Here is a 22201-nt window from a genome sequence, read left to right as displayed (position 1 = left end):
ACGCGTGCGCCCCGGCGGCGGCGGGCCGGCGGTCCGCGCGGAATCCATCCGGCGCGCCGCCGGGCCGCGGCCGCGGCCGACCCGCTCGAAGCCGCCGCAAGTGAGGAGCGATTCACATGCCACGCTTCACGGCTCGCGGATCGGCCTCACCGCAAGCCCCTCCCTCCGGACGGGTCCGATGGGCCGCCACGCTCGACGGACCACCGTCGCTGGAAGCAGCTTGCCCACCACCCCGCGCACGCCCTATTGTGAACCATCGTTCACATGCGAGGAGACATGAGGCGAGTTCGCAGAAGCGGCGAGGAACGACGCGACCAGATCGCCCGGGCGGCGCTCGGGATCGTCCACGAGCAGGGAACGGGGGCGCTGAGCATCGCCTCGGTGGCCCATCGCGTCGGCGTCGCGCCCTCGGCCCTGTACCGGCATTTCCCCGACAAGGACGCGATGCTCGAGCACATGATCGCGCGCCTCGGCTCCGGCGTGCGCGCCAATCTCGAGCGGGCGACGGCCGAATCGAAGGCCGACGCGCTCGCGGCGCTCGGAGCGCTGCTCACGCGCCACGTCGCGTTCCTGCTCGAGAACCGCGGCTTCCCCCTGCTCCTCTTTTCCGATCTCGTCCTGCAGCATGCCGGGCGTCGCTCGACGATGCTCGCGACGCTCGACCATTTTCGCGACACCATCACCGGGCTCGTGCGCGAGGGCCAGCGGCAGGGCGCCGTGCGGCGGGACGCCGATCCGGAGGCGGCGGCGTTCGTCTTCCTCGGTCTGTTCATGCCGGCCGGGGTCCACTGGCATCTGGCCGGCGGCCGCACGGATCTCACCGGCACCGTCCGCCGGGCGTGGTCCATCTATCTGGCCGGCATCCGGGCCCCGCGCAAGCCGGCCGCCCGCCGCCACGCCGCGCGCCGCCCGCGGCCGCAAAGGCGATCCGCGTGATCCCCCGCCGCGGACCATGGCTGGCCGCGCTGCTCGTGCTCGCCGTCCTCCTGGCGATCGGGTTCGCGATCCTGCGTGGCCGCGGCGGCGCCGGGCCCCTGGTCGCCACGGGAACCGTCGAGGCGACCGACGCGGCGCTCGGCTTCACCGTGCCGGGTCGGCTCGAGGGCCTGCGCGTGAACGAGGGAGACACGGTCGCCGCGCAGGAGCCGATCGCCTGGCTGGACCGCTCCGAGACGCGTGGGCGGCGCGACCAGGCCGCGGCCCAGGTGGCGGCCGCGACCGCCCAGTTGCGCGAGCTCGAGCGCGGCTCGCGTCCCGAGGAGATCGCCACCGCACGCGCGGCCGCGCAGGCGGCGGCCGACCGGTTCGCGGAGGCCGAACGGGACGAGCGTCGCCTGCGCGAGCTGCGCCAGCGGCTGGTCGTGAGTCAGCAGGACCTCGACCGTGCCACGACCGCGCTCGAACTCGCGCGCAGCGCGAAGGTGCAGGCCGACGAGCAGCGCCGGCTCGTGGAGCTCGGGCCACGGCGCGAGAGGATCGCGGCCGCCCGCGCCTCGCTGGCGGCCGCTCGGGCGACGCTGCGCGCGCTGGATGCGACGCTCGCCCAGATGGAGGTGCGCGCCCCGTTTCCCGGCACGATCAGCGTCCGTCACCACGTGCCGGGCGAGGTGCTGGCCGCCGGCGCTCCGGTCGTCACGCTGCTGCACCGCGACGATCGCTGGGTGCGCATCTACGTCCCCGAGGACCGGATCGGCGCCGTGCGCCTCGGGCAGCCGGCCCGCATCACCTCCGACTCGTTCCGCGCCCGCCGCTACGCGGGCCGCGTGATCGCGATCGCTTCCGAAGCGGAGTTCACGCCCCGGACGGTCCAGACACGCGAGGAGCGCGTGAAGCTGGTGTACGCGGTCAAGGTCCGCATCACCGGCGATCCCGCCCACGACCTCAAACCCGGCATGCCGGCCGACGTGACGCTCGAGGGAGTGGCCCGGTGACGGGGGATGCCGCGATCTCGATCCGCGGCCTCGCGCGCCGGTTCGGAGCACTGACCGCCGTGGACGAACTGACGTTCGACGTCCGCCCGGGCGAGTTGTTCGGGCTCGTCGGACCCGACGGCGCGGGCAAGACGACGACGCTGCGCATGCTCGCGGGGGTTCTGCCGCCGAGCGCCGGCGACGCGCTCGTCTTCGGGGCGAGCGTCGCGCGCGAGAGCGAGCGCGTGAAGCGCGACCTCGCGTACATGTCCCAGCGCTTCGGACTCTACGGCGACCTCACGGTGCGCGAGAACCTCGACTTCTACGCCGACCTCTACGAGGTGCCGCCGTCGGAGCGCGCCGCGCGGCTCGAACGACTGTGGCGATTCTCCAACCTGGAGCCGTTCGCGAATCGCCTGGCGGGACAGCTCTCCGGCGGCATGAAGCAGAAGCTGGGGCTTTCCTGCGCGCTGGTGCACGAACCGCGCGTGCTGCTGCTCGACGAGCCCACGTTCGGCGTGGATCCCGTTTCGCGCCGCGACCTGTGGATGATCGTCCACGAAATGGTCGCGCGCGGCGTCACCGCCGTCGTCAGCACCGCCTACCTGGACGAGGCCGAGCGCTTCGACCGCCTCGCGCTGCTGAACCGCGGGCGCGTCGTGGCGCTGGACGCCCCCGAAGCGCTGCAGAGGACCCTGACGGGACGGCTGTTCGGCTTCCGCGCCGAGCCCCTTCGGGTCGCGCGTGCGGCCGCCGAGGCCGTTTCCGGCGTGCGCCGGGCGGCGGTGTTCGGCGACTGGCTGCACGTCACGGCCGCCGGCGATGCGCCCGCGCGCGTCCAGGCCGCGCTGCTCGCCGCCGGCTGCGAGGTGAGCGAGCACCGTCCGATCGAGCCTACGCTGGAGGACGTCTTCCTGGACCGCGTCGCCGGGGCCGAGGTCTCGGGCACACCGTCGTGAGTTCGGCCCCGGCCACCGCCGCCCCTCTCGTCGAGGTCGAACACCTCCGCCGGGATTTCGGCGCGTTCCGGGCCGTGGACGACGTCACGCTGTCGGTGGATCGCGGCGAGATCTTCGGCTTCCTCGGACCCAACGGCGCCGGCAAGACCACGACGATCCGCATGCTGTGCGGGCTGCTTCGCCCCAGCGCCGGGCGCGGCACCGTCGCGGGTCACGACCTGCTCACCGGAACCGAGCGGATCAAGCGCAACGTCGGCTACATGTCGCAGTCGTTCTCGCTCTACGCCGAGCTGACGGTGGACCAGAACATCGAGTTCTTCGCCGCCCTGAACGGCGTGCCCCGGGCGGAACGCGCGGCGCGTCGCGACTGGGTGCTGGCGATGTCCGGCCTCGCCGGACATCGCGACCAGCGGACGTCGGACCTTCCGCTGGGCTGGAAGCAGCGACTCGCGCTCGGCACCGCCGTGCTCCATCGCCCGCTCATGCTGCTGCTCGACGAGCCCACCTCGGGCGTGGATCCGATCTCCCGGCGCACGTTCTGGGATCTGATCCAGGACCTCGCGGCCGCGGGAACGACGGTGCTCGTCAGCACGCACTACATGCAGGAGGCCGAGTATTGCGGCCGCCTCGCGCTCATGAATCGCGGCCGGCTCATCGCGCTCGGCCGGCCCGCGGAGCTCAGGCGCGGGCTGCGCGAACCCGTCGTCGAGGTGCGGGTGACGAACGGCCCCGAGGTCGTCGCCGCCCTGCGGGGCGCGCCCGGGGTGCGGTCCGCCGGGCTGTTCGGCCGCGCCGTGCACCTGACGCTCAGCGGCGAGGACGCCCTGCCCGGAATCCAGGAACGCCTCGCGGCGCGCGGCGTCCCGCGGGGTTCGCTTCGCCGGATCGAACCGACGCTCGAGCACGTGTTCCTCTCCGCCGTCCAGGCCTCGGGCGGGGTCGTGGATGGCTGAGCGCGCTCCTGCTTCCGCCGCGGCTTCCGCGCCGGCCCGCGCGACCTTCCGCTTCTCGCGCACGCGATGCGGCGCGATCGCGCGCAAGGAGTGGCTCCAGCTTCGCCGCGATCCGCGCAGCCTGCTGCTGGCGTTCGCGATGCCGGTGGCCCTGCTGGTGCTGTTCGGCTACGCGATCACGTGGGACGTGCGCGACCTCGCGATGGTCGTCGTGGACCAGGATCAGACCGCCCGCAGCCGCGCGCTGGTGGACGCGTTCACGTCCTCGGGATACTTCCGACAGGTCGGCCGACTCGCCAGCGCCACCGAACTCGCGGGCGAGTTCGAGCGCGGTCGCGCTCGCGTCGCCGTCGTCCTGCCACCCGGCTTCGCGGCCGGACTCGGCGCCCCACGGCCCTCCCCCCTGCAGGTGATCGTGGACGGCTCCGACGCCAACACCGCCACCATCGCACTCGGCTACGTGCGCGCCGTCGTGCAGAACTGGGCCGGCCGCGAGGGGCTGCCCGGCGCGGCCACGCCGCCCGCCGCCAGCGTCCGCAGCCGCGTCTGGTACAACGAGGAGCTGGCGAGCCGGAACATGATCGTGCCCGGGCTGATCGCGGTCATCATGTCCATCATCGCCGCGATGCTGACGTCGCTGACCATCGCCCGGGAATGGGAGCGGGGAACGATGGAGCAGTTGGTGGCGACGCCGGTCTCGCGGTTCGAGGTCGTGGGCGGCAAGCTCCTGCCCTACGTCGCCATCGGCATGGTGGACCTGGTCGTCACCTCGACCCTCGGCGTGGCCCTGTTCGGCGTGCCGTTTCGTGGCGACGTCGTGCTCCTGCTGGGGCTTTCGCTCCTGTTCCTGATCGGGGCGCTCGGCCTGGGACTGTTCGTCTCGGCGGTGGCCCGCTCGCAGGTGCTCGCGACGCAGACGGCCATGGCGGTCACCTTCCTGCCGGCGTTCCTGCTCTCGGGGTTCATGTTCGCCATCGACGTCATGCCGCGTCCTCTGCAGGCGGTCAGCCTGCTCGTTCCGGCCCGCTACTTCCTGGTCGTCACCCGGGGCCTGTTCCTCAAGGGCGTCGGCGTCGCGGTCCTGTGGCCGCAGGCGCTGTTCATGCTGCTGTTCGCGCTCGCCGGCGTCGGCCTCGCCGTGCACGCGTTCCGCAAGGAACTGCAGCGGTGAACCGCGCGGGGTTCGAGCGTGCGCTCGCGCTGGCGCGCAAGGAGCTGATCGCCCTGCGCGGCGATCCGAAGCTTCTGCGGCTGGTGCTGGTCGCGCCGATCCTGCAGGTGCTGGTCCTCGGTTACGCCGTCTCGACGGACGTGCGCGACACGCGCATGTTCGTGGTGGACCACGACCGCACCGCAGCGTCGCGCGCGCTGGTCGAGAGCATGACTTCGTCCGGATACTTCCGCGTCGCCGGGCGCTCGGACCGTCCGGAAGACCTGGTGGCGGCGCTCGACCACGGCCGCGCGGTGGTCGGACTCCAGGTTTCGCCCGGCTTCGCCGCGGCCCTGAATCGCCCCGGCGGCGCGACCGTGCAGCTTCTGGTGGACGGAACGAATTCGAACATCGCCACCGTCGCGCTCGGCTACGCCGAGCAGATCGTGCGCCGCTATGGCCTCACGCGGGCCCCGACCCTGCGCCCGCCACCGGTGGACCTTCGCGAGCGGGCCTGGTACAACCCCGCGCTGCTCTCGCGGGTCTTCAACGTTCCGGCCGTCCTCGGCTCGATCCTGCTGCTGGTGTGCCTGCTGCTGACCGCGCTGGCGGTCGTGCGCGAGCGGGAGATCGGCACGCTCGAGCAGCTCATGGTGAGCCCGATCACGCCCGCGGAACTGATCGTCGGCAAGACGTTGCCTTTCGCCGGCGTCGCCCTGCTCGACATGGCGCTCATCACGGGCATCGCGCTGTTGTGGTTTCGCGTGCCCTTCACCGGGAACTTCCTGCTCCTGCTGCTGGCGACGATGCTGTTCCTGCTGTCGGCGCTCGGGCTCGGATTGCTGGTCTCGACCGTCGCGAACACGCAGCAGGAGGCCTTCCTCTCGACCTTCATGCTCTTCATGCCGCTGATGCTGCTGTCGGGGTTCATGTTCCCGATCTCGAGCATGCCCGCGGGCTTTCAGTGGCTGACGTGGCTGAACCCGCTGCGCCACTACCTCGAAATCGTGCGGGCGGTGTTCCTCAAAGCCGCCGGCTTCGAGGCGCTGTGGCGGCCGTTCGCGGCGCTGGCGCTGCTCGGAAGCGCCGTCGTCTCCCTCGCCGCCTCGCGCTTCCGCAAGACGGTCGCCTGAACCGCGACCCTGCGGGGCGGCGGACTTCGCGCGGGCGCCCGGTCAGTTCAACCAGGTGAGCCGGCGCGTCAGCGCGAGGCCGCCGGAGCTGAGGCGTACGAAGTAAATGCCGTTCGACACGGTGCGCCCTGCGTCGTCGCGGCCCGACCAGACGACCGCGTGGGAACCGGCGGCAAGACGGCCCGAAGCGAGCGTCGTCACGCGGTGTCCCTGAATGTCGAACACCTCGAGGCTCGCTTCCTGCGTCGCGGGCAGGTCGAACGTCAGGTTCGCTCCGGACCGTGCGGGATTCGGGTACGCGGGTGAAAGACGCACGGCCAGCGGCCCGGCGGGCGGCTCCACGCCGGTCACCGAGTTCGAGTCCCAGATCGCGGCGACGAACTCCGGATGATCGATGAACGGATTGCGGTTGCCCTGCAGGACGTAGACCGCGCCGTTGCGCATGCGTTCCTTCCAGCTCACCGGATCGTTCGCGGCCCAGTCGAGATACTGGGCCACCGCCCACGGCTTCATCTCGGCGCCGTCGAACGAATCGCTGCCCGGCCAGCCGGCATCCTCGCCCAGGTAGCGGGTCGCCATGTAGAACTGGCTGCGGACGAGGTCGCCCTTGAAGGGGTCGATCGGCTCGAACACGGTTCCCGTGAAGCCCGGTGAGGCGCTCGGTCCGAGCTTGCTGCCGTTCCACGAGGTCGTGGTCGGCACCGCGACGGCGCCGTAGGCGTAGTTGGCGCGATAGCCGTTCACCTTCGCGTCCGTCGGGTAGAGGTGGAAGATGTCCGAGTACATGGGCGAGGCGCCGCCGAACCACGACTGCGGGAACGAGTGCTCCCGGTTGTACCCGAGCCCTTCGGTCGCGCCCTGACCCGTCTGGCCGATGGCGTATTCGTAGGGGGGCGTGCCGCCGGGAATGTCGGAATAGACGTCCCAGATCTTGCCGTTCCACTTGACGTCGGTCGTCGCGAACGCCGTCAGCACGTACGAGTAGCTGCGCACCGTGTGGTTCTTGATCCGCTCGTGCAGCGCCCAGCGCAGGGCCGAGCCCTTCAGTCCGACGATGCCGTCGTAGTAGCCGGCCGGAATGCGCACGTCCACGTAGTTGAACGCGCAGGTCGCGCCGAAGGCGGTCGAGCCGCCGAGGTCGGCGACTCCGCTGACGGTCAGCGTGCGCGAGCCGGCGGGCAGGTTGCGCACCGTGATCGTGACCCACGAGGTGTTCGCTCCGTCGCGCGCGGCGTTCACGGCCACGAGCCCGTCCACCACGTAGTTCGCGGGGGCCTCGGCGCTCGTCTCCTCGACCGGCTCGCTGAAGATGACGAGCAGGGTCGAGTCGCTCATCTCGCCCACCGACAGCACCGCGGGCGGCGAGCCGCCGGCGCCGGGAATCGCGTAGCTGGCGGTCGGCGACTGCGAGGTCGCGCTCGCGCCGACCGCCGTGACGCGGTAGTGGACCGTCGCGCCGGCCGCCTGTCCGGGAATCGGCGAGTCGCCCGCGTAGGTGCTGTCCGCGACCAGCGACATCGCGATGTGATTCGTCAGCGAGCCGGCCGAAGGTCCCCAGTCGAGCGTCACCGAGGCGATCGCGCCGCTCGTGTCCACGACGCTGGCGTTGACGCTGACGGGATCGTTCGCGGCCGGCGAGGCGGGGAAGATCACGACGTTCGAGATGACCGGGCCGCCGGGCGGGGGCGTGGATCCGTTGTGGGTCCCCGGTGTCGCGTCGGTGGCCAGGTTGACGGCCGAGTAGGTCCACTCCGAAGCGACATACGACGGCGAACCGGTGGTCACCGAAGCGTTGCGGACGAGATGGCCGTCGGTGAACACCGCGCCGGGGTTGCCGATCAGGTCCACGACGACGCTGCCCGGCGAAATCAGCTTCGCCCCGTCGTTCGAACCGCCGTTCCAGTTGTAGGCGCCGACCTGCGACGTGTACGTGTTCCAGATCGGGTTCTGGAAGTTGACGACGAACGGGACGGACGTCGAAGTGTGCCCGCAGACGCGGGCCTGCCCGGCGGGCAGCGTTCCCGAGAGCGGCCAGGTGCAGGCGTCCACGCCGTTGGCGATGGCGACGACCGACCAGCCGGTCAGGTCCATGGACCCCGGGCCGGTGTTGTAGATCTCGATGAAGCGGTCGGTCTGGTAGCCGACCTTGGGATCGCACAGTTCGGAAAGGATCAGGTCCGCTTTCGCGGGCGCGGCGCCGAGAATGAGCGCGGAAAGCGCGGCGAGGGCAAGAGCACGGGTGGGACGCAGGGCCGGGGCTTCCTTTCTCGAATCGGGGGACGGGTCCGCCGCCTGCGGACTCTCGAGTTGGCCGAAGATTGTGGGCCCTCGGCCCCGATCGCACAAGCCCGCAACGTGCCGGCGACGGTCCGCGGACACGGCGGCCCGACCGGCCGGGCTTCGCTCCCGCCCGGCGCCCAACGTACAATCGTCGCGCTCCGCCGCCGTGAGCGGCACCGCCTCCACCCGCTCCCCGGGTTCCCCCATGCGACCACGATTCCTCGCGTTCCTGCTGCTGGCCGCGGCGCTGCCGGCCCTCGCGGCCGGCCCCGACAGGGCCGGCGCCGCGCCGCTCGCCGGGCGCGACGTCCGCGACGACGTCTTCTACCAGTTCATGCCCATCGCCTGGCGCGATTCGGACAACGACGCCTCGCGCTTCGGCGACTTCGGCGGCATGACCGCCAGCCTGCCGTACCTGAAGTCGCTCGGCGTGACCGCGGTGTGGATGAACCCGATCTTCGCTTCGCCCGCCTACCACGGCTACCAGCACATGCCGGCGAACCTGCTCAACCCGTGGTTCGGCACCGAGCCGCAGTTCCTCTCGTTCGTCTCGGCCGCGCACGCCGAGAGCGTCAAGGTGCTGCTCGATTTCGTCGCCTATCACGTGTCGCAGAACAGCACGTATTTCCAGGACTCGCACCTGAACCCCGCCTCGCCGTACACGGGCTACCTCGCCTACACGAACGGCTCCAACTCGACCTTCGACGGGGGCTCGTTCACGACCTGGAACGGCTCGACGGTCGGCTTCATCAAGTGGCGACTCGACAACCCGGCGGTCACGGCGCTGATCGACGGCTGGTGCCAGCACTGGATGGATCCGAACGGCGACGGCAATCCGGCCGACGGCATCGACGGCTGGCGACTCGATCACGTGCTCGCGAACGAGGGCTGGGGCTACACCACCGCGTGGTGGCAGCAGTGGAAGGACTCGCTCCTGGCGAAGAACCCGTCGGCCTTCACGGTCATCGAGCAGGCCGACTGGGGATCGTACGGCGGCGAACTGCTGGCGGGGCACGACGCGGCGTTCACGATTCCCTTCATGTTCGCCTCGCGCGCGGCGCTTTCGTCCGAGTCGGCCTCGGGCCTTTACGCCTCGATGCGGGCCACCCTCGCCTCGCTGCCGGCGGGCAGGACCTACGTCGCCGTGGTCGGCAACCACGACGTGAACCGGCTCGCCTCGAGCACCGGCGACGTCGCGGGGCGCAACCGGGTGGCGGCCGCGATCCTCATGACGCAGCCGTTCCCGCCGTGCATCTACTACGGCGACGAGCTGGGCATGCGCGGGTCCAAGGGCAACTGGGGCACGGACGCCGTGGACATCCCGTTCCGCGAACCGTTCAAATGGAACGCCGTCGCCGGCCCGCCGATGTCGAACTACTTCGTGCTCAACTCGAGCGCCTACAACGCGCGCGCCGAGCGCGACAACGACGGCCGCTCGGTGCAGGAGCAGACCGGCGTCCCCGGTTCACTCCTCGAGACCTACCGGGGGCTGATCGCGCTGCGCCGGGATCACGTCGCCCTCCGGCGCGGGGGCTACGCGGAGGTCCCGAGCACCAGCCAGGCCGTGTGGTCCTTCGTGCGCCAGACCGGCGGCGAGACGCTGCTCGTCGCCATCAACCTCGCCGGCTCGGCGCAGGCGATGACGCTCGATCTCTCGGGCTTCGAGCTGCCCGGCGGCTCGTCGCCCGTGCGCGACATCGCCAGCGGGGCCTGGCTGGCCCCGATCACCTCCGCCAACCTCGGCGCCTATCCGCTCACGATCCCCGCGTACGGCTGGGTGGTCCTGAACGCGAACCTCACGCCGGGCCCACCGCCACCGCCGTCGCCGTGGGACGGGCGCGCGATTCCGGCGGACTTCGGCGCCACGGCCCTGCGGGCGACGCAGACGGCGGCGACGGAAGCCGGCGACAACGAGAACGAGTTGGACCAGCTGTTCGCGAAGCCGACGCCCACCGGCCTCGCCGTCGGAATCACCGGCAACCTTGACCACACCGGCACCGGGCTCGCGCTGTTCTTCGACACCGTCCCGGGCGGCCAGGACCCGCTCGCGAGCGCGTGGATCCCGAAACCGCCCTACGGGCCTTCCGATCTCGACGGCCTGGGGTTCGATGCCGGCTTCGAGCCGGACGTGATGCTGTGGATCAACCACTACTCGGGCACGCAGTACGTGGACCGCTACACGCTCGAGGCCGGCGGCGGAGGGAGCCACCGTTACGTCGGCAACAACCTCGTCAACGGCGGCTCACCGGTACTGGCGGGCGGCGACAACGCCAACGGCATGCTGGCCGCCTTCTGCGACAGCAACACGGCCGGCGTCAGCGGCTCGGATGCCGAGGGGGCGGCGAGCGCGACGTTCGGCTTCGAAGCGATCGTGCCGTGGGCCGACCTCGCGCTGGCCGGTCCGGGCACCGAGCTGCGGATGATGGCCGCCATCGTCGGGTCCAACGGCTTCGTCACGAACCAGGTGCTGCCCCCGCTGGGACCCGGCGCCGCCTCACCCGGCCTGCCGCCGCTGTCGCTCGAGGCGATCGCCGGAGCGCAATACGCGACGATCGGCACGGTGCTTTCCGTTCCCGGCGGCCCGCCGGACGCCCGCGTCGGCGTGAGCGCCGCGCCGAACCCGTTTCGCGACTCGACCCTGCTGCGCTTCGAGCTGCCGCACTCCGCGCGGGTGCGCGTGGACGTGCTGGACGTGAGCGGCCGCCGCGTGCGCGCGCTGGGACCCCGCCTTCTCGATGCGGGTGCGCACGCGATCCGCTGGGATGGCCGAGACGACGCCGGCCGGGACGCGGGCGCCGGGCTGTTCTTCGTGAGGATCCAGCTGCCCGGCGAGAGTCCCGTGGCGCGCATCGCCCGGCTGCGCTGACGACGCCCCTGCGCGCGCCACGGCCGGTCACGCAGGCCCGTCGCGCACGACGGGTCAGCGGGGCAGCGTGATTCCCACGCCGGGCCCGATCGGCCAGCCGAACGCGTGGAAGCACAGCATCAGCAGCGTCCAGGCGATCAGGAAGGCGATCGTGTACGGCACCATCAGCGAGATGACCGTGCCCGTGCCCGCCTTCTCGTCGTAGCGGTTCATGTACGACAGGATGAACGGCATGTAGACCATCAGCGGGGTGACGATGTTGGTGCTCGACTCGCCGATGCGATAGATCGCCTGCGTCGCCTCGGGCGTCAGGCCGAGCAGGACGAACATCGGCACGAAGATCGGTCCCATGATTCCCCACAGCGCCGACGAGGACGTGAGGAACAGGTTGATCCCCGCGGCCAGCGCGACCAGCCCGAAGATGAGCGGTGCGCCCTCGAGTCCGAACCCCTTGAGCAGGTTCGCGCCGTTCACGGCGATGATCGCCCCGAGATTCGAACGCGAGAAGTAGTTCAGGAACTGCGCGGCGACGAAGGCGAGCACGATGTACGCGCCCATCGAGGCCATCGTGTCGGTCGTGATCTTCGCCACGTCGTGGTCGTTGCGCACCCGGCGCGTCGCAATGCCGTAGGCGAGCCCCGGAACGAAGAACAGCAGCAGCACCCAGACCACCATCGAATCGAGGAACGGCCGGATGCGCTCGATCGTGCTGGCGCCGGCGGCTTCGCGCAGGGGCGCCCCCGCCGGCAGGGTGAGCACCAGCGCCAGCGCGGCGGTGCCGGCGAGCGCCGCCAGCGCGAAGGCGAGGCCGCGCCGCTCCTCGCCGGACAACGCCGCCAGTTCCTGCGGAGCCTCCGAGCGCCACGGGCCCAGGCGCGGCTCGATCAGCTTTTCGGTGATGACGGTGCCGACGATCGCGAGCAGCGGCGACGCCGCGGCCATGAAGTACCAGTTGCCGAGAATCTGGACGTGGTAGCCCGGCAGCAGCCGGGAGGCGTCGAGGGCGGCCTGCGAGAAGCCCGACAGCAGCACGTCCAGCGACGTCGGCAGCACGCAGGCGCCGAAGCCGCCCGCCACCCCGGCGAAGGCCGCGGCGATGCCCGCCAGCGGATGGCGTCCCGAGGCCGCGAACAGCATGGCCGCGATCGGCGGCAGGACGATGATGCCGGCGTCGGCCGCCATCGCCCCGTTGACCGCCGCGAACATCAGGGTCAGCGTCAGCCAGCGGCGCGGCACGCTCAGGACCAGCGCGCGCAACGTGACGCCGATGAGGCCCGTGCCCTCGGCGATCCCGATCCCGAGCATCGCCACGAGCACCGTTCCGAGCGGGGCGAAGCCGGTGAAGTTGCGCACGGCGTCCACGAACGTGCGCCGGATGCCCTCGCGATCGAGCAGGTTGACCGCGGCGATGACCGAGCCGTCCTTGGGGTTCGCCACCTGCACGCCGAGCTTCGCCGCAAGCCACGAAGCGAGGAGCGTCACGACCGCGAACAGCACGAACAGTGTGGCGGGGTGCGGCAGCCGGTTCCCGATGCGCTCGATGGCGTCGAGGGGCGAGAACCGGCGGCGCGGCGCTGCGGCGGGGGCGCTCTCGGAGTTCATGGAGGCCGGAAGCTACTTCAGCGGCGTCGGCGATTCAGCAGGAATCGCACGGCCCCCCTCCCCTCGCGTGGCGTTCGTCGCGAGTCGGGCCACGCCCGTATCCGGCGGCGTGCGCCCACCGCTCCCGCGGGTGTAGCTTGCCGGCATGGCGACCTATCTCGAGCAGCGACGCGAACGGGCGGCGTCCGCCTGGGGGCTCACGGACGAAGTGATCCTCGTCGGCGCGGGCGAGCCCGTGCCGATCCCCGGCGGCCAGGACCAGACCTATCCCTTCCTCGCCCACGCGGAGTTCGTATGGCTTTCCGACCACGAGGCGGCCGGCGCCGTGACGGCCTTCGATCCGCGCTCCGGGTGGGTGGACTTCGTGCCCACGGTGACCGAGGCCGAGCGCGTGTGGGAGGGCAAGGAGCAGACGCCCGGAACGCCGCTTTCCGAGCTTCCCGGCTGGCTGGCCGCGCGCCGCGGCCGTCCGGTCGTGAACCTCGGCGCTTCCCTGCCGTGCGCCGGCGCGGGCGGCTCGCGCGGCGACGAACTGCGCGCCGCGCTCTCGCACGCGCGCCGACCCAAGGACGACGTCGAGATGGCGCGCCTGCGGCGCGCGGCGACGGCGACGGCCGCCGGCTACGAAGCCGCGCTCGCGACGATCCGCGAAGGCGTCACCGAGCGGGCCGTGCAGGTCGAGATGGAGGCGGCGTTCTTCCGCGCCGGCGGCGACCGTACGGCGTACGGCAGCATCGTCGGCTTCGGTTCCAACGCCGCGGTGCTGCACTTCGAACCGGGCACGCGCGTCGCCCGGCAGGGCGATGTCGTGCTGATCGACGCGGGCGCCGAAGTGGAGCGCTACGCGTGCGACATCACGCGCACCTACCGCGTCGGCGGCTGGGACGGATTCGCGCGCGACCTTTACCAGATGCTGCTCGAGGTCCAGGTGCGGCTCGTGGACGCCTGCCGCGCCGGCGTCGAGTGGCGCGAGCTGCACCTGAACTCGGCGCTCGGCATCGCCGCAGGCCTCGCGAAGCTGGGAATCCTCACCGGCAGCGCCGAAGGGCTGGTCGAGCAGGACGCGCACGCGCTCTTTTACCCGCACGGCCTCGGGCACCTGGTCGGTCTGGGGGTGCGCGACGCGAGCGGCTACCTGCCCGGGCGCACGCGCAGCACGCGGCCCGGCCTGTCGATGCTGCGCACCGACCTGCCGCTGCAGCCGGGCTACGTGATCACGGTCGAGCCCGGCGTCTACTTCATCCGCGCCCTGCTCACCTCGCCGGCGCACCGCGCGAAGCACGCCCGCAGCGTGGCCTGGGAGCGCGTGGACGGGTTGCTCGACTTTGGCGGCATCCGCATCGAGGACAACGTTCACGTCACGAACGGCGCCCCGGAGGTGCTCACTTCGGCGGTCCCCAAGTCGCTCTGACTCCGGCGCGCGAAACGCGAAAGCCCGGCGGCGCGCGAGGCGTCGCCGGGCTTCGTCACATCCGCCGGGTCACTTGCTCGCGAGCTTGAAGACCACCCCCGCGCGAACCGAGAACATGTTCGTGGACTCGTTCTCGGTCATGATCGAGCGGAAATCGGCCTCGGCGTTGATCCCGAAGACCGGATTGACCGAGTAGTTCGCGCCGGCGCCGCCGCGGAAGCCGAAGTCGGTGCCGCTCTCGTCCTGGGACTGGCCGGGGACCGACCATTCGCCCTTCCAGTTGTACATCCCGACGCCCGCGACCAGATACGGCGCGATGGGCGAGCCGGTCATGGGCGGGAAGAACTTCGCGTGCGCGCCGAAGGAGGTGACCTTGAAGCTGCTCGAGATCTTGCCGGTGAGCCCGCCGCCCGGGTAGACGTCCTCGGCCAGCTTGCCGTCGTCCTCGTGCTTGCTCGTCGAGTAGCCGAGGTCGGCGCCGGCCGCCCACATGGGGCTGATCATGTAGTCGCCGAACGCCTGCACGACGATGCCCGTCTTGATGCCTTCTCCGGCGTCACCCGTGAACTTGTGGATGCCGGCGCCGATGCCGGCGGAGAAGCCGGCGGCATACGACGAGCCGGCCAGCAGCGTGACGAGTGACAGCGCGGCGACGAGCGGGAACTTCGTGGATCGCATGCGGCCTCCTGGTGACGGGCCCGCCGGCGGCGGGGGGACACACCCCGGTTCGCGGCCTGAACCCTGCTTTCGGCCCGACGGCGCTCGGTGCGCCGCGGGCGCGCGAGTGCGCCTTCGCGCCTTCGCGTCGGCGGGAAACTAGTACGGGCATCCGAGCCGTGGCCACGAAGAAAGTTGCGGCGTCGAGCAACCGGCCTTCCGGCAACGGCCTGACCGTCTCGCCTGAGAACTTCCTTCATGGGCGCGAAGCTTCCCGTGCGCCTCGCTTGCGGCGCTTCCGAACGCCCGGTCCGGTCGGACTCCCTCCTGATCCGACTGCCCCGGCGATCCGCGGCGCGGACGATTCGCGACGCCGAACGAGGCCCGCAACCGCGCCGTGTTGGCATCGCGGCTATGCTGGCCACACGAACGCGCGCCGCGGTCGCGAACCCGAGCACTCGTGGAGGTGCCATGCCGGTCCCGAAGCTCACGCCGGAGCAGATCGAACAGGAACTCGCCGGCCTGCCGCAGTGGCGATTCGAAGCCGGGCGCATCGAGCGTGAGTATCGCTTCCGCGACTTCGTCGAGGCGTTCGCGTTCATGACCGCGGCGGCGCTGCGCATCCAGGAGATGGATCACCATCCCGAGTGGTCGAACGTCTACGGCACCGTGCGGGTCGGCCTCGTGACGCACGACGCCGGCGGCGTCAGCGCGCGCGACATCGAGCTGGCCCGCAAGCTGGAAGCGCTCGCGTCCCGCTGGCCCAGGCCCTGAGCCGCGGACGGTCCGCCCGTTCCGCTCGCGAACTTCACCGATCGGCGTAACGGTCCGTGGCGGCGACCAGCGCCCGGCTGTTGCCGGGCTCGTACGCGCTGTGCCCGCTGTCGGCCGAGATCACGAAGTCCGCTTCCGGCCAGGCGCGGTGCAGCGCCCAGGCGCTGTCGATCGGGCAGACGACGTCGTAGCGCCCCTGCACGATCGTCGCGGGAACGTGCCGGATCCGCCCGACGTCGCGCAGCAGCTGGTCGTCGGCGTCGAGGAAGCCGCGGTTCACGAAGTAGTGGCACTCGATGCGCGCCATGGCGAGCGCCACCGCATCCTCGTCGTAGTGCGCGGCCATCGCGGGATCCGGAAGCAGCTTCGAGGTGCTCCCCTCCCAGACGCTCCAGCGCCGCGCCGCCGCGAGCCGCGTCGGCGGGTCGTCGCTGAGCAGCCGGCGATGATAGGCCGACAGGAAATCGTGCCGCTCGGCCTCGGGAATGTGGTCGCGGTACGGTTCCCACGCGTCGGGAAAGAGGATCGAGGCGCCGTGCTGGTAGAACCACTCGATCTCCCTCCGGCGCAGCAGGAAGATCCCGCGCAGCACCAGCTCGGTGACCCGATCGGGATGCTTCTGCGCGTACGCGAGCGCCAGCGTCGATCCCCAGCTTCCGCCGAAGACCTGCCAGCGCGGGATGCCGAGATGTTCGCGCAGTCGTTCGATGTCGGCGACGAGATCCCACGTCGTGTTGCCTTCGAGGCTCGCGTGCGGCGTGCTCCGGCCGCAGCCGCGCTGATCGAAAAGCACGATGCGGTAGCGACCCGGATGGAAGAACCGCCGCTGCCGGGCGTCCGTACCACCGCCGGGACCGCCGTGCAGGAACACCACCGGTTTGCCCGCGGGGTTCCCGCTTTCCTCCCAGTAGAGCTCGTGCACGTCCGAAACCCTGAGCCGTCCGGTGAGGCGCGGCTCGAGAGGCGGATACATCCAGCTGACCGGATCCTTCAACGGTGCGTTCATGCTTCCTCCCGACCGGTGGTGTGCCGCCGGCACGCATGGACCCCCGGCCGCGGACTCGAAGCCCGCTCGAAGCGTCCGGCCCCCGGCGTGACCCGCATCACTCCAACCCGCGCAGCGTGAGCAGGTAGACCGCGAAACTGCCGAGCCAGTGTGATCCCGCCCAGTGCGGCGAGAGCGCGCCCGCGAGCCCGGCCTCGCGGTGCCGTCCGGCCGCCGCGTGAAGCACTCCGTGGAGCGGATGCGCGCCGTCCAGTGCCGAGACGATTCCCTCGAGCATCCAGGCGCGCGTCAGGTTGAGCCCGTCCAGGTGCGCGAACTTGCCGTCCGCGCGGTCGGGCGAGGCCACCGGAGCGAGCCAGCGCCCGAGCGCGGCCGGGTCGTTCGCGGGCAGGAACGCGCCGAGCCAACGGCCGAACTCCTGGCGGGCGAGCACCCGCCGCAGGAGATCCGCTTCGCCGAGCAGCGGCGAAAGAAAGTCGTGCCCCGAGGGCTCCCAGCCGACCGGCGCGTCGTGATCCGCGAGGTAGAGGCGCTCCACCTGCTCCGCCAGACGGGCGCGTGCCCGCGGTTCGCCCGCATCGCGCGACCAGTCCAGCGCGAGCCCGAGCGCGAAGGCGCTCTGCGAGTGCTCGCCCGAACGCACCGGCCAGGGGAGCCTCTCCGCCCATGCCGTCAGCCGGGACGCGGCCACATGCTCCAGCGCCGCGAGCGCGCCCGCCCAGCGGCGCGCGTCGGCGTCGGGCCAGGCGCGCAGTTCGGCGCACAACTGCAGCAGCCAGGCGAGTCCGTACGGCCGCTCGAAGCCCTCCCGCCCCGGGGCGGTCAGGAACGCATGCTCCACCGCGAGGCGCCGCGGAGTCAGGCTCGCCTCGAGCGCCGCTCGCGCGCGCGTCGCCCACGGCGCCGCGGGCGCGGCGCGCAGCGCGCGCGCGAGGCCCCAGTGCGTGTGCACGGCCGAATGCCAGTCGAAGCAGGTCGAGAAGGCGGGCGTCGCCGCGCGCGGCGCCGCGACATCCGCGTCGCCGGCGAGCAGCACGAGCGAATGATAGGGATACTCGCGGACGATGGCCTCGAGCATCATCCCCGCGAAAGGCGCGAGCGTCGCGCCGGGCAGGCGCGCGAGATCGGGCGTCATGCGGGCCACGCTAGTGGAATCCCCGCGATTCGGCATCCCGGCCCGGTTGACGGACGGCGCCCGTGCGCTAGGGTGCCGGCGTCCGCGATCGGCAGCGCGCGGACGACGCTCCCCTGTCCACCGGCCCGCGCGTGCGCACGGCGCGCGGCGTCCGGCTTCGCCCCACGGCGTGCGCCCGAGGACGCCCGTGACCGATTCGCGCGCCCCGCGCATGAACACCGCGCCCGCTGGATTCCGCGCCGAGCGGGACCTGCCCGCGGGCTTCGCGGCGTTCTTCGCCAGGCTGCACGCCGAACTCAGCCCGCGCCAGCAGCGGCTCGCCGCCGCGCGACGCGACCGCCTTGCCGCCGCGCACACCCGCGGCGTTCTGCCCGACCACCTGCCGCCTTCGCAGGCGACCACCGGGCCGTGGCGCATCGAGCTGCCCGCCTGGTGCGCCGACCAGCGCAACCAGATGACCGGACCGGCCGACGACGCCGCGCTGGTGGTCAAGATGCTCAACTCCGGAGCCCCGGGCGTGATGCTCGATCTCGAGGACTCCATGGCGAACGACTGGTCCCATCTCATGACCGGCATCGCCAACATCCGCGCCGCCCTCGAAGGGACGCTCACCTACGACGACGCCAGGCGCGGCCGGGCGGTCGGCATCGAGCCGAGCGGCGTCGCCATCTGGAACCGCGTCCGCGGCCTGCACCTCTCGCAGGCCGGGGTCACCGCCGACGGTTCGGTCGCGAGCGCCTCGCTGTTCGACCTCGCGCTCGTCGCCTGGAACGCGGCGCCCGAGAAGCTTCGCCATCCGCTCGCGATCTACATCCCCAAATCCGAGTCGGCCGAGGAGGCCGGCTGGTGGCGCGACGCGTTCCAGATGGTGGCCGAGGCGCGCGGCTGGCCGCGTACGACCCTCCGCTGCATGGCGCTCGTCGAGTCCCACCCGCTCGCCTACCAGATGGAGGAGTTCCTCCACGAGCTGCGGGAGCACATCGTCGGGCTGAACCTCGGGCGCTGGGACTACATGGCGAGCCTCATCCACTGGAACTTCGAGAACCCGGCGTGGGTGCTGCCCGACCGCAACACGATTCCGCACGACGTGCCGTTCTTCCAGCGGCTCCGGCACCTGCTGGTGGACGTCTGCCACCGTCGCGGGGCGCTCGCGATCGGCGGCATGACCGCGCTCTACCCGAGCCGCGTGGACGCGGAGCTCAACGCGCGCGCGCTGGCGGTGCTCGAGCAGGACAAGCGGAACGAGGCCGCGTGCCTGATGGACGGCGCATGGACGGGCCACCCCGACCAGAACGCCATCGCGGTCGCGCAGTTCCCGGGACCGAACCAGATCGAACGCCGGCCGCCGGACGTGGAGCGCTACCCGGACCTGAGGCCCGTCCCCGCGGGCGTCGGGCGCCACTCGCTGGAAGGCACGCGGGCCGCTGCCCGCACGGTGATTCGCTATCGCAACGGCGTCCTGAACGGCAACGGCGCGAGCCTGCTGGACGGCTACATGGAGGACCTCGCGACCGACCGCATTTACCGGCTGATGCTCGCCCAGCGCCTGCGCCATCGGGACGTCGTGCGGATTCCGGGCCCCGACGGCGCGCCCGTCGTTCACGACGAAGCCCTGCTGGCGCGCTGCCTCGACGAGGCGCTCGGGAAACTGGTCGCCGACTTGCCCCTCGCGCGCGACGTCGGAACGGCCGAAACCCTGGGCGAAGCACGCCGCCGCAGCGAAGCCATGATCCTCAACGGCTGGTTCGACCCCGCCTGAGCCGGAGTCCGTCCCGTCCGGCGGTCGCCGCCTTTTCGCAACGGAGAAGACGATGAGCAAGCCGAGAGCCGCCGCCGAGATCCGCGCCTCCTGGAGCAGCGAGGCGCGCTGGCAGGGAGTGCACCGCAACCACACCGCCGACGACGTCGCCCGGCTGCGCGGTTCGCTGCACATCGAGCACACGCTGGCGCGCGCGGGCGCCGAGCGTCTCTGGCGCCTGATGTCCAGGCAGCCGCCCGTGCGCGCGCTCGGCGCGCTCACCGGCAACATGGCCGTCCAGCAGGTCGCGGCCGGGCTGCAGGCCATTTACCTCTCGGGCTGGCAGGTCGCGGCCGACGCGAACACCGCGGGGCAAATGTACCCGGACCAGAGCCTTTACCCGGTGGACTCGGTGCCCAGCGTCGTGCGGCGGATCAACGCGGCGCTCGGCCGCGCCGACCAGATCGCGCACCTCGAGGGCAACCCCTCGGGCACCCACTGGTTCGCGCCCATCGTCGCCGACGCCGAGGCCGGTTTCGGCGGCGACCTGAACGCCTACGAGCTGATGAAGGCGATGATCGAAGCCGGCGCGGCCGGCGTCCATTTCGAGGACCAGCTCGCCTCGGCCAAGAAGTGCGGCCACCTGGGCGGCAAGGTGCTCGTGCCGACGCGCGAGTTCGTGCAGAAGCTGGGCGCCGCGCGGCTCGCGGCCGACGTGCTCGACGTTCCGACGGTGCTCGTCGCGCGCACCGACGCGCACAGCGCGACGCTGATCACGTCGGACGTGGACGAACGCGATCACGAGTTCCTGATCCGCGAACGCACCGTCGAGGGCTTCTGGCGCTTCCGCAGCGGCCTGCCCGCCGCCATCGCCCGCGGACGCGCGTACGCGCAGGTCGCCGACGTCCTGTGGTGCGAGACCTCGACGCCCGACCTCGCCGAGGCGCGGGAGTTCGCCGAGGGGATCCACCGCGAGCACCCCGGCAAGCTGCTCGCCTACAACTGCTCGCCGTCCTTCAACTGGTCGGGAAAGCTCGACGCGGCGACGATCGCGAAGTTCCAGCGCGAGCTGGGGGCGATGGGCTACGCGTTCCAGTTCGTCACGCTCGCGGGCTTCCACGCGCTCAACCTGTCCATGTTCGAGCTGGCGAGCGGCTATCGCGACGAGGCGATGTCCGCCTACGCGAAGCTGCAGAACCGCGAGTTCGACCTCCAGAAGCAGGCGGGCTACGGCGGCGTGACGCACCAGAAGTTCGTCGGCACCGGCTGGTTCGACGCGCTGCAGGAGGTCATCTCCGGCGGCAGGAGCGCCACCACCGCGCTCGGCGGCAGCACCGAGAAGCAGCAGTTCTAGCGCCGCGCAGACGCCGCGCGTCCGCGCCCGCGCCGCCGCGACGCCCACACCCCGCGCGACGCGTTCATTTGCGGGGTGCGCGACCGTGTGGACCGCCGCTATGCTCCCGCCCATGCCCCGCCTTGCGACGCTGCTCGTCCTGACCGCCTTCGCGCTCGTTCCATGCGCCTGCGCCGCTCCGCCTTCGGCCGAGACCTGGACCGCCGTGAACGGCCTGCGCGCCACCGTCGTCGCCCAGGGCCTCGAGGCGCCGCTGTTCCTGACCGCGCCCGCGGGCGACCCGCGGCTGTTCGTGGTCGAACAACCCGGCCGCATCCGGATCGTGAAGTCGGGACGCCTGCTTCCCGTCCCGTTCCTCGATGTTTCCGGCCGCATTTCGGCCGGCGGCGAACGCGGGCTGCTCGGACTCGCCTTTCATCCGGACTACGCGAAGAACGGATTCTTCTTCGTCAACTTCACCGACCGCAATGGCGACACGCACGTCGAGCGCTTCCACGTGGGCGACCATCCCGACCGCGCCGATCCGGCCAGCGCGCGGCTGGTGCTCCAGGTCGAGCAGCCGTTCGCGAACCACAACGGCGGGATGATCGCCTTCGCGCCGGACGGCATGCTGTGGGTCGGGATGGGCGACGGCGGCTCCGGGGGTGACCCGCACGGCAACGGCCAGAACCGGCGCGCGCTGCTCGGCAAGATGCTTCGCCTCGACGTGGACCGCGCGGCCCCGTACGCGATCCCGCCCGACAATCCGTACGCCGACGGCCGCGACGGCCGGCCCGAGATCTGGGCCTCGGGAGTGCGCAATCCGTGGCGGTTCTCGTTCGATCCCCGCTCCCACCTCGTGTACATCGCCGATGTCGGCCAGAACCAGTGGGAGGAAGTGGACGTGGCCGACGCGCGCACCCCCGGTCTCGACTACGGCTGGAACCTGCGCGAGGGCCTGCATCCCTACGGATCGTCTCGCGCCGAAGCCGTCCGGTTCACCGATCCCGTCGTGGAGTACGGCCACGGCGAGGGGTGCAGCGTGACCGGCGGCTACGTCTATCGCGGCCGCGCGCTGGGCCGGCACCTGCAGGGCACGTACTTCTTCTCGGACTACTGCTCGGGCTGGCTGCGCTCGTTCCGCTGGGACGGCGCCCGCGCGACGGAGCGGCGGCAATGGCGGGTCGGCGACCTCGGCAACGTGACCAGCTTCGGCGAGGACTCCGCCGGCGAGCTCTACCTGACCAGCTCGAACGGGCGCCTTTACCGGCTCGACCCCGCGCGCTGAAGCCCC

17 protein-coding genes are annotated in these 22201 nt (G+C 71.6%); 12 read left to right on the top strand and 5 right to left on the bottom strand.

The window, feature by feature from the left end:
• The first annotated feature begins 276 nt into the window (after positions 1-276).
• From IT347_10645 to IT347_10620, 6 genes are read left to right on the top strand one after another with little or no spacing between them, the layout of a single operon-like run.
• A complete protein-coding gene (locus IT347_10645) occupies positions 277-936 on the top strand; it encodes a TetR/AcrR family transcriptional regulator (GenBank protein ID MCC6350033.1) in 660 nt (219 codons plus the stop codon).
• Complete coding sequence (locus IT347_10640) at positions 933-1931, top strand: HlyD family efflux transporter periplasmic adaptor subunit (protein ID MCC6350032.1); 999 nt, start codon at positions 933-935, stop codon at positions 1929-1931. Before IT347_10645 ends, IT347_10640 begins: the two co-directional genes overlap by 4 nt.
• On the top strand, positions 1928-2869 hold the full coding sequence (locus IT347_10635) for an ABC transporter ATP-binding protein (GenBank protein MCC6350031.1): 942 nt from the start codon (positions 1928-1930) through the stop codon (positions 2867-2869). The genes IT347_10640 and IT347_10635 overlap by 4 nt, the downstream gene beginning before the upstream one ends.
• Positions 2866-3822 carry an ABC transporter ATP-binding protein gene (locus IT347_10630; protein ID MCC6350030.1) on the top strand — a complete coding sequence of 319 codons (957 nt, stop codon included), beginning with the start codon at positions 2866-2868 and terminating at the stop codon, positions 3820-3822. Before IT347_10635 ends, IT347_10630 begins: the two co-directional genes overlap by 4 nt.
• On the top strand, positions 3815-4993 hold the full coding sequence (locus tag IT347_10625) for an ABC transporter permease (protein MCC6350029.1): 1179 nt from the start codon (positions 3815-3817) through the stop codon (positions 4991-4993). The genes IT347_10630 and IT347_10625 overlap by 8 nt, the downstream gene beginning before the upstream one ends.
• A 29-nt stretch (positions 4994-5022) precedes the next feature.
• The gene (locus IT347_10620) at positions 5023-6105 is read left to right on the top strand and encodes an ABC transporter permease (GenBank protein ID MCC6350028.1); all 1083 of its coding nucleotides are present in this window, start codon (positions 5023-5025) and stop codon (positions 6103-6105) included.
• Positions 6106-6147: 42 nt separating this feature from the next.
• On the opposite strand, the gene IT347_10615 is transcribed toward IT347_10620, so the two are convergent.
• Positions 6148-8451, bottom strand: coding sequence for an endonuclease (locus IT347_10615; GenBank protein MCC6350027.1), 2304 nt, complete (start codon positions 8449-8451; stop codon positions 6148-6150).
• 139 nt (positions 8452-8590) lie between these two features.
• Between IT347_10615 and IT347_10610 the strand changes: the two genes are divergently transcribed.
• Entirely contained in the window at positions 8591-11251 is a 2661-nt protein-coding gene (locus IT347_10610; GenBank protein ID MCC6350026.1) for an alpha-glucosidase C-terminal domain-containing protein, read from the top strand.
• A 54-nt stretch (positions 11252-11305) separates the two neighbouring features.
• Here the strand turns inward: IT347_10610 and IT347_10605 are convergent, their stop codons facing one another.
• Complete coding sequence (locus IT347_10605) at positions 11306-12853, bottom strand: AbgT family transporter (GenBank protein MCC6350025.1); 1548 nt, start codon at positions 12851-12853, stop codon at positions 11306-11308.
• A 145-nt stretch (positions 12854-12998) separates the two neighbouring features.
• Here IT347_10605 and IT347_10600 point away from each other — a divergent pair, with 145 nt between their 5' ends.
• Positions 12999-14264, top strand: coding sequence for a M24 family metallopeptidase (locus IT347_10600; protein ID MCC6350024.1), 1266 nt, complete (start codon positions 12999-13001; stop codon positions 14262-14264).
• 69 nt (positions 14265-14333) lie between these two features.
• Here IT347_10600 and IT347_10595 read toward each other — a convergent pair whose 3' ends face one another.
• Positions 14334-14942, bottom strand: a complete 609-nt coding sequence (locus IT347_10595; GenBank protein MCC6350023.1) for a porin family protein — start codon at positions 14940-14942, stop codon at positions 14334-14336.
• Between the two features lie 450 nt (positions 14943-15392).
• Between IT347_10595 and IT347_10590 the strand changes: the two genes are divergently transcribed.
• The gene (locus IT347_10590; GenBank protein ID MCC6350022.1) at positions 15393-15695 is read left to right on the top strand and encodes a 4a-hydroxytetrahydrobiopterin dehydratase; all 303 of its coding nucleotides are present in this window, start codon (positions 15393-15395) and stop codon (positions 15693-15695) included.
• Positions 15696-15729: 34 nt separating this feature from the next.
• Here IT347_10590 and pip read toward each other — a convergent pair whose 3' ends face one another.
• Positions 15730-16701: a prolyl aminopeptidase gene (gene pip, locus IT347_10585; GenBank protein ID MCC6350021.1), complete on the bottom strand. Its 972-nt coding sequence runs from the start codon at positions 16699-16701 to the stop codon at positions 15730-15732.
• Positions 16702-16798: 97 nt separating this feature from the next.
• The gene (locus tag IT347_10580; protein MCC6350020.1) at positions 16799-17836 is read right to left on the bottom strand and encodes a DUF2891 domain-containing protein; all 1038 of its coding nucleotides are present in this window, start codon (positions 17834-17836) and stop codon (positions 16799-16801) included.
• 187 nt (positions 17837-18023) lie between these two features.
• On the opposite strand from IT347_10580, the gene IT347_10575 reads away from it, so the two are divergent.
• The 3 genes from IT347_10575 to IT347_10565 all read left to right on the top strand — a co-directional run bounded on the left by IT347_10575 (position 18024) and on the right by IT347_10565 (position 22195).
• Positions 18024-19595, top strand: coding sequence for a malate synthase A (locus IT347_10575; protein ID MCC6350019.1), 1572 nt, complete (start codon positions 18024-18026; stop codon positions 19593-19595).
• Between the two features lie 52 nt (positions 19596-19647).
• The gene (gene aceA / locus IT347_10570; GenBank protein MCC6350018.1) at positions 19648-20928 is read left to right on the top strand and encodes an isocitrate lyase; all 1281 of its coding nucleotides are present in this window, start codon (positions 19648-19650) and stop codon (positions 20926-20928) included.
• A 112-nt stretch (positions 20929-21040) separates the two neighbouring features.
• The gene (locus tag IT347_10565; GenBank protein ID MCC6350017.1) at positions 21041-22195 is read left to right on the top strand and encodes a PQQ-dependent sugar dehydrogenase; all 1155 of its coding nucleotides are present in this window, start codon (positions 21041-21043) and stop codon (positions 22193-22195) included.
• The last annotated feature ends 6 nt before the right edge of the window (positions 22196-22201 follow it).

The organism is Candidatus Eisenbacteria bacterium (assembly GCA_020847735.1).
In the GTDB taxonomy this organism is placed as follows: Bacteria; Eisenbacteria; RBG-16-71-46; order RBG-16-71-46; family RBG-16-71-46; genus CAIXRL01.
The sequence above is the reverse complement of the archived record's forward strand: the minus strand, read 5'-3'. Positions and strand labels throughout refer to the sequence as shown.